Origin of the sequence: Citrobacter sp. wls718, from assembly GCF_005280945.1 — a bacterium.
In the GTDB taxonomy this organism is placed as follows: domain Bacteria; phylum Pseudomonadota; class Gammaproteobacteria; order Enterobacterales; family Enterobacteriaceae; genus Citrobacter; species Citrobacter gillenii.
Map to the genome: position 1 here is coordinate 84,979 of NZ_SZWV01000103.1, position 8,667 is coordinate 93,645.

The following is an 8,667-nucleotide window of genomic DNA, read 5'->3' on the forward strand; positions in this document are numbered from 1 at the left end:
ATCGGTATGGCTGTAGCGATCTTCTTCCCCACTGATTTTGCTGGCTGCGACTTCTTCGATCAGCCCAGCCGCGCCACCCACCACTTTAGACGGTGGGAAGGCCAGTTCACTGATGCGCGTTTGCAGGTCGATAACATCGGTGTTCAACTGGTCGGCGTATTTATCCATCCCCTTGGTGGTATTGTCGCCAAACAGCGCTTTTTCCAGACGGTGGAAGCCGGTGAATTTAGGATCGGCGGCCTTTTGCTCGTAATCATCTTCACGTGCATCGATGCTGCCATCGAGGTCAGAGAACAGCTCAGCAATCGGTTCAATACGTTCATAATGCTGGCGCGTCGGCGCATACAGGGATTTAGCCTTCTCGATATCCCCGGCTTTAATGGCATCTGTAAATGCTTTGGTCCCCGCCACCAGCTGTGCGGTTTCTGCGGTTACATAGGCTTTGTATTCGGTAATTGCACCGCTCAGGCTCAGCAGGGCGTCACTCTGTGCCGCATCTGCCGTTGCGCTGCCCTTGACGATCAGCTTCCCTTTCGGGTTCGTCAGCAGGCCGCAGGTCATATCATATTCGCCAGGTTGCAGGTTGGCGGTCATTTTCTGGCTAAAGCCCGGCGCAATATTTTCACGCTCTTCCACCACCATCACGCCTTTGAGGATTTCCCACTCCAGCGCTTTCTGACTGTGGTTCTGGATAATGAACTGGGTTTTTCCGGCATTAACCGTGATTGTCATCGGTTCACACTGTTTGTCGTTAACCGTGACGTTGACCTTGGGAATATCTGCGGCGTGTGAGGCAAAAGCAGAAGTAAACAGCGCAGCCATACCCAGCTGCAGCGCACTACGGCGAAAGTTAATCGTCATGACCTATCCCTATAAATAAGTATGTTGTAACTAAATGATATTCTGCGTCGCGTTGTTATCAGGGTGCAGTACGAGACGCCGTAGAGCCTGAACGAGGCGGTAATGCAAACATAATCAGTGCCGGGATCAGGTAGATAAACCAGACGGCAACCTCACTGACACTTGGCGCTTCCTGGTAACCAAAAATCCCTTCCATCAGCGTGCCAAACAGCGAGTGCGTCGGCAGCACGCTGCTCAGATCAAATGCCACATCCTGGAAATGATTCCATAACCCGGCTTCGTGGAACGCGCGAATGGCTCCGGCGGCAAGACCTGCGGCCACCAGCAAAATGAACAAGCTGGTCCATTTGAAGAAGGCCCCGAGATTCAGTCTGATCCCGCCGAGATATATCAGGTAGCCCAGAACGACGGCCGTTGCCAGTCCCAGCATCGCCCCAACCGGTGGCCAGATCCCCACATCCTGTTGAAAGGCGGCCAGCAGAAAGAAAACCGACTCCAGGCCTTCACGAGCGACGGCAAAAAAGACCATCATCACCAGCGCCCATCCGTGATGATTGCCACGCTGTAACGCGTTATCGACCGCCTGCTCCAGTTGAACTTTGACGTTGCGCGAAACTTTACGCATCCAGAAGACCATCCATGTGAGGATCAGCACGGCAATCACTGCCACGATCCCTTCAAACAGCTCCTGCTCTTTTTGCGGAAATTCACCGGTAGTTTCATTGATGAAAATCCCCAGTGCCAGGCATAGCGCCGCCGCCAGTAGAACACCAATCCACATTACGCCAATCCAGCGACCGCGCTGAGTCCGTTTCAGGTAACTGGCTATCAGGCTGACAATCAGCGCGGCCTCTAGGCCTTCGCGCAACATAATCAGAAATGGAACAAACATGCGAAGCACCCTTAAACGTTATTCTCAGTCAACTCGTGAAAAGAAAAGTAAATTACAGTGATAGTGATTATCATTACAGAAAATAAAAACTCAAGAAGAATGTTTTGAGAATGATGACTTAATGTAAACAGTTAGTCTGATAAGGGTTACTGTGATTTTGCGAAGCGGCATAAAAAGCCCGCACGCGGCGCTATATTGTTCAGTTGAGCATGTATGGAGAACATTTTACCCTGAATAAGTTTCCGTTCAGCCATCAACGCCTCATCGATTTTCAGCCGGACCAGGGTGTCGCTTCAGCTCTCTGGCTTTCAGCTATATCCGTTTTGCTGTTCAGAGATATTCAAGTAAAAGCGCAGGTGGTCAGTTGTGGGCTGGTCCGGCTGAAAATTGCCGACGTGTTTCCGTAAGGCCGGGAGAGCCAGCATGGATGCTGGCTCAGGGCGCGTTTTGCAGGGACGCTACCTCGCGCCCGGCCCGATAGCCTGGAGGAATAAGCGGAGGGGATTGCGAAGCAACAATTTTCCTGCCGGGAGCCGGGATTGTAAAGGGCGTGGCGGAGAACGCCCTTTACACGTTCACAGGAATCGGTGCTTCAGAAAAACGATGAGCATGAGGTGAACGGAACCTTTCTCTGAGATAGCATATTCATTGCCTCCGCCAGCACATCTTGATGCCTTCTGAAACTAGTCGTTAACTGAACGGCATTGCCCGCACGCGGCGGGCTGTAGAAGCAATAAGTAGATTACTCAACCTGTAAACGTGACGGCGGTGCAGAATGATAATGCGCATCAGCTTCAGCAAAGCGTTTTTGCATTGCGGCTGAAGGTGCTTTACCCAGCAAGCTGAACACCACGATACCAATACTGCCGAACACAAAGCCCGGGATGATTTCATACAGGCCCAGCCAGGCGAACTGTTTCCAGACGATAACCGTAACCGCACCAATGATCATCCCCGCCAGCGCACCGTTACGGGTCATACGCGACCACAGTACGGAGAACAGCACCACCGGTCCGAATGCCGCACCAAAGCCAGCCCAGGCGTAGCTCACCAGACCGAGAACGCGGTTTTCCGGGTTAGCCGCCAGAGCAATAGAGATCAGCGCGACTACCAGTACCATGACGCGACCAATCCACACCAGTTCTTTCTGGCTGGCATTTTTACGCAGGAACGCTTTGTACAAATCTTCCGTAATGGCACTGGAACACACCAGCAGCTGGCAGCTCAGCGTCGACATCACCGCCGCAAGGATAGCCGACAGCAGAATACCGGCAATCCACGGGTTGAACAGGATTTGCGCCAGTTCAATAAACACCCGCTCGGCGTTCTGGTTCACCGCACCGGCCAGTGCCGGATTGTTATTGAAGTAGGCGATACCGAAGAAACCAACGGCCACCGCGCCCGCCAGACACAGGATCATCCACGCCATGCTGATGCGACGTGCATGCACGATGCTATGGTGAGAATCTGCCGCCATAAAGCGCGCCAGGATGTGCGGCTGACCGAAGTAACCCAGCCCCCAGCCCATCAGGGAAATAATGGCGACAAAGTTCAGGCCTTTGAGCATGTCCACGTTCTCAATGCTCTTTTGTTTGATCACTTCCAGCGAGTCTTCAAAGCCGCCGACGCCAATAATCACCATCACCGGCGTCAGGATCAGAGCAAAAATCATCAGGCTGGCCTGCACGGTATCGGTCCAGCTGACGGCCAGGAAACCACCAATAAAGGTATAGATAATCGTCGCTGCCGCACCCGCCCACAGCGCTGTTTCATAACTCATGCCGAAGGTGCTTTCGAACAGACGCGCCCCTGCAACAATCCCTGAAGCACAATAGATGGTGAAAAACAGCAGAATAACCAGCGCGGAAATAATACGCAGCACGCGGCTTTTATCTTCAAAACGACCGGTAAAGTAATCCGGTAGCGTCAGAGCATTATTATTGAACTCGGTGTGTACGCGTAAACGTCCGGCCACCAGCTTCCAGTTGATCCATGCGCCTAATGTCAGGCCGATGGCGATCCAGCTTTCTGAAATCCCCGACAAGAAAATCGCCCCCGGCAGCCCCATCAGCAGCCAGCCGCTCATGTCGGATGCCCCGGCGGAAAGCGCGGTGACAAACGGCCCCAGGCTGCGTCCACCCAGAATGTAATCATCAAAGTTTTTGGTTGAACGCCATGCAATAAACCCAATCAACAACATGCCAAAAATATAGACACAGAATGTCACTAACATCGGTGTGCTAATAGCCATCAAAACTCTCCAAAATTATGTATCGACAATGCCGTGGCTTGCCGTTTTATTACCCTGCCGGAACGTGGCAAAGATATCTATGTTGACCTGGGCGACCGTATCCTGCCGGAAGCAAGGATCATTCACAATCGATTTAACACACCATTTACATCAATTTTGATCTCGAGTAGATAGCATTTTTCTGGAGGTTGCACTCTCTCACACTTTTCGCGGTTGCACCTTTAAAAAGTGTTAACTGCCGCAGAGAAAAAGCGCTCGTATTTTTTACAGACACCCCAACAAACACCACATTTATTAACATTTCATTCATTTTCAAGCTTGCAAACCAAGTCACATTTAACATGGTTGCACAAAGTTGCAACATAGTGGATATTTCTCAGTAACTATCAGTCCCGTATTTCAGCACAACAGGAGTAAACGGCATGGAAACCACCACGATGGGGGTTAAGCTGGACGACGCCACACGCGAGCGTATTAAAACAGCCGCAACACGAATCGATCGCACGCCGCATTGGCTGATCAAACAAGCCATCTTTAATTATCTCGAAAGACTGGAAAATGACGATGCCCTGCCTGAGCTGCCTGCCCTACTGGCGGGTGCAGCCAATGAAGGTGATGACGCCTCGGCATACCAGAATGAAACTCACCAGCCTTTCCTCGAGTTTGCCGAGCAGATCCTGCCTCAGTCTGTTTCCCGGGCGGCGATCACCGCCGCGTATCGTCGTGCAGAAACCGACGCCGTACCGATGCTGATGGAACAGGCGCGCCTGCCGCAACCGATCGCTGAACAGGCTCATAAGCTGGCATATCAGTTAGCCGACAAACTACGTAACCAGAAAACCGCCAGCGGTCGCGCCGGCATGGTACAGGGACTCTTGCAAGAGTTCTCGCTGTCCTCTCAGGAAGGTGTTGCGCTGATGTGCCTGGCGGAAGCCCTGCTGCGTATTCCCGACAAAGCCACGCGCGATGCGCTGATCCGCGACAAAATTAGCAACGGTAACTGGCAGTCGCACATTGGACGCAGCCCGTCGTTATTCGTCAATGCGGCAACCTGGGGACTGCTGTTTACCGGACGCCTGGTCTCCACACATAACGAAGCCAGCCTCTCGCGCTCGCTGAACCGCATCATCGGTAAGAGCGGCGAGCCGCTGGTCCGCAAAGGCGTCGATATGGCGATGCGCTTGATGGGGGAGCAGTTCGTCACCGGGGAAACCATCGCCGAAGCACTGGCTAACGCACGGAAGCTGGAAGACAAAGGTTTCCGCTACTCCTACGACATGTTGGGAGAAGCCGCACTGACCGCCGCTGACGCGCAGGCCTATATGGTGTCTTACCAGCAGGCTATCCACGCGATTGGTAAAGCGTCTAATGGACGCGGCATTTATGAAGGGCCGGGGATTTCGATCAAGCTGTCGGCGCTGCACCCACGCTACAGCCGTGCGCAGTACGATCGCGTAATGGACGAGCTTTATCCACGCCTGAAGTCGCTCACCCTGCTGGCGCGTCAGTACGACATTGGCATCAATATTGACGCCGAAGAAGCAGACCGCCTGGAAATCTCCCTCGATCTGCTGGAAAAACTGTGCTTCGAACCTGAGCTGGCGGGTTGGAACGGGATTGGTTTTGTCATCCAGGCCTACCAGAAACGCTGTCCGTACGTGATTGATTATCTGATTGATCTGGCCACGCGCAGCCGCCGTCGCCTGATGATCCGCCTGGTAAAAGGCGCATACTGGGACAGCGAAATTAAACGCGCCCAGATGGACGGTCTGGAAGGGTATCCGGTGTATACCCGTAAGGTCTACACCGACGTTTCCTATCTGGCCTGCGCCAAAAAACTGCTTGCCGTGCCGAATCTGATCTACCCGCAATTTGCCACCCATAACGCCCATACGCTGGCGGCCATTTATCAGTTAGCGGGTCAGAACTATTATCCCGGACAGTACGAGTTCCAGTGCCTGCACGGCATGGGTGAACCCCTGTACGAGCAGGTTACCGGCAAAGTTGCCGATGGCAAACTGAACCGCCCATGCCGTATTTACGCACCGGTAGGGACCCATGAAACGCTGCTGGCGTACCTGGTGCGTCGGCTGCTGGAAAACGGCGCGAATACCTCGTTCGTTAACCGTATTGCCGACACCACCCTGCCGCTGGATGAACTGGTCGCCGACCCGGTCGAAGCCGTAGAAAAACTGGCGCAGCAGGAAGGCCTGGCGGGTCTACCGCATCCGAAGATTACGCTGCCACGCGACCTGTACGGCAAGGGACGCGAAAACTCAGGCGGACTGGATCTGGCGAACGAACATCGCCTGGCCTCGCTGTCCTCTGCCCTGCTCAACAGCGCACTGCAAAAATGGCACGCGAAACCGATGCTGGAGCATCCGGTGACTGACGGACAAATGACGCCGGTAATTAACCCAGCGGAGCCGAAAGATATTGTGGGCTACGTGCGTGAAGCCTCCCCGAATGAAGTGGAGCAAGCGTTACAAAGCGCGGTAAATAATGCGCCGATCTGGTTCGCAACGCCGCCGCAGGAGCGCGCCGCTATTCTGCATCGCGCCGCCGTTCTGATGGAAGGCCAGATGCAGCAACTGATTGGCATTCTGGTTCGCGAAGCAGGTAAAACCTTTAGCAACGCCATTGCCGAAGTGCGTGAAGCGGTCGACTTCCTGCATTATTACGCCGGGCAAGTCCGCGATGATTTTGATAACGAAACCCATCGTCCGCTCGGCCCGGTGGTCTGTATCAGCCCGTGGAACTTCCCGCTGGCCATCTTCAGCGGGCAAATTGCCGCCGCGCTGGCTGCAGGCAATAGCGTGCTGGCAAAACCTGCAGAACAGACACCGCTGATTGCCGCCCAGGGGATCGCCATTTTACTGGAAGCTGGCGTGCCGCCAGGCGTGGTACAACTGTTGCCCGGCCAGGGTGAAACCGTCGGGGCACAGCTGACGTCCGATGAGCGCGTACGCGGCGTGATGTTCACCGGTTCAACGGAAGTCGCCACGCTGTTACAACGTAATATTGCTCGCCGTCTTGACGCGCAAGGCCGTCCGATCCCGCTGATCGCCGAAACCGGTGGAATGAACGCGATGATCGTCGACTCCTCGGCGCTGACGGAGCAAGTGGTCGTTGATGTGCTGGCCTCCGCCTTTGACAGCGCCGGACAGCGCTGCTCGGCACTGCGCGTCCTGTGCCTGCAGGATGACATCGCCGAGCACACACTGAAAATGCTGCGCGGCGCGATGGCCGAATGCCGGATGGGCAATCCGGGCCGCCTGACCACTGACATTGGGCCGGTTATTGACGATGAGGCCAAAACCAATATTGAGCGCCACATTCAGGCCATGCGCGCCAAGGGACGTCCGGTATTCCAGGCTGCACGTGAAAACAGCGAGGATGCGCGGGAATGGCAAACCGGTACCTTTATTGCGCCGACGCTGATTGAGCTGGAGAGCTTCGACGAACTGCAAAAAGAGGTGTTTGGTCCGGTGCTGCACGTCGTACGCTACACCCGCAGCAATCTGGGCAATCTGATTGAGCAAATCAATGCTTCCGGCTACGGCCTGACGCTGGGTGTGCATACCCGTATTGATGAAACCATCGCTCAGGTCACCGGCTCCGCACACGTGGGTAACCTGTACGTCAACCGTAATATGGTTGGCGCGGTGGTCGGCGTGCAGCCCTTCGGCGGCGAAGGCTTGTCAGGCACCGGACCGAAAGCCGGCGGTCCGCTGTATCTGTACCGTCTGCTGGCTAACCGTCCGGAAAATGCACTAAGCATCACCTTGGCGCGCCAGGATGCCGATTACCCTGTCGATGCACAGCTCAAGGCGGCGCTGATCCAGCCGCTGGACGCCCTCACCGAATGGGCAGCCGATCGCCCGGCGTTGCAGACCCTGTGCCAACAGTTTGCTGAACTGGCGCAGGCCGGAACCCAGCGTTTGTTGCCTGGCCCTACCGGCGAGCGCAACACCTGGACGCTGTTACCTCGCGATCGCGTTCTGTGTATTGCCGATAACGAACAGGACGCACTGGTTCAGGTCGCCGCCGTGGCTTCCGTGGGCAGTCTCATCCTGTGGCCGGATGATGCTTTCCACCGCGATCTGGCAAAACGTCTGCCTGCCGCTCTTTCCGGGCGCATCCAGTTTGCCAAAGCGGATAATCTGACCGTACAACCGTTCGATGCCGTTATCTTCCACGGTGATTCCGATCAACTGCGCGCGTTATGCGAGGCGGTTGCCGCACGGGATGGCGCAATTGTCTCGGTACAAGGCTTTGCCCGTGGTGAGAGCAATATCCTGCTGGAGCGGCTGTATATTGAACGCTCATTGAGCGTCAACACCGCTGCTGCTGGCGGTAACGCCAGCCTGATGACAATCGGCTAAGGGTATGGTTAATTAAGGCTCCGGTAACGGCAATACCATTCAGTTAAGCATGTAGGGTGAACATGTGATTCTTGCTCAGGGTTCCGTTCACCTCAGCGGTATTATTTCTCTGAAGTGCAGATACCCGTGAACGTGCAAGGGAGGCTCACCGCCGCCTCCCTTGCAACCCAGGCTCCCGGCGGGAAAATCGTCGCTACGCGAGTTATTCGTCTTATTCCGTCTGACTGTCGGGTCGGGGCCGAGCCTGCATCCCTGCAGGCCGTCCCCTCTGCCCGCAT

The 8,667-nt window shown here is 55.0% G+C and carries 4 protein-coding genes; 1 reads left to right on the forward strand and 3 read right to left on the reverse strand.

Going from position 1 to position 8,667, the window contains the following annotated elements; translation table 11 throughout:
• The 3 genes from efeO to putP form a co-directional block, all read right to left on the reverse strand.
• On the reverse strand, window positions 1-861 hold an 861-nt coding region (gene efeO / locus FDW95_RS20430), incomplete at its 3' end, for an iron uptake system protein EfeO (RefSeq protein ID WP_249359262.1).
• A 58-nt stretch (window positions 862-919) separates the two neighbouring features.
• Window positions 920-1,753, reverse strand: a complete 834-nt coding sequence (gene efeU / locus FDW95_RS20435) for an iron uptake transporter permease EfeU (protein WP_115258894.1) — start codon at window positions 1,751-1,753, stop codon at window positions 920-922.
• Window positions 1,754-2,495: 742 nt separating this feature from the next.
• Complete coding sequence (gene putP, locus FDW95_RS20445) at window positions 2,496-4,004, reverse strand: sodium/proline symporter PutP (RefSeq protein WP_096757603.1); 1,509 nt, start codon at window positions 4,002-4,004, stop codon at window positions 2,496-2,498.
• Between the two features lie 422 nt (window positions 4,005-4,426).
• Between putP and putA the strand changes: the two genes are divergently transcribed.
• Window positions 4,427-8,389, forward strand: coding sequence for a trifunctional transcriptional regulator/proline dehydrogenase/L-glutamate gamma-semialdehyde dehydrogenase (gene putA, locus FDW95_RS20450; RefSeq protein WP_137363596.1), 3,963 nt, complete (start codon window positions 4,427-4,429; stop codon window positions 8,387-8,389).
• The last annotated feature ends 278 nt before the right edge of the window (window positions 8,390-8,667 follow it).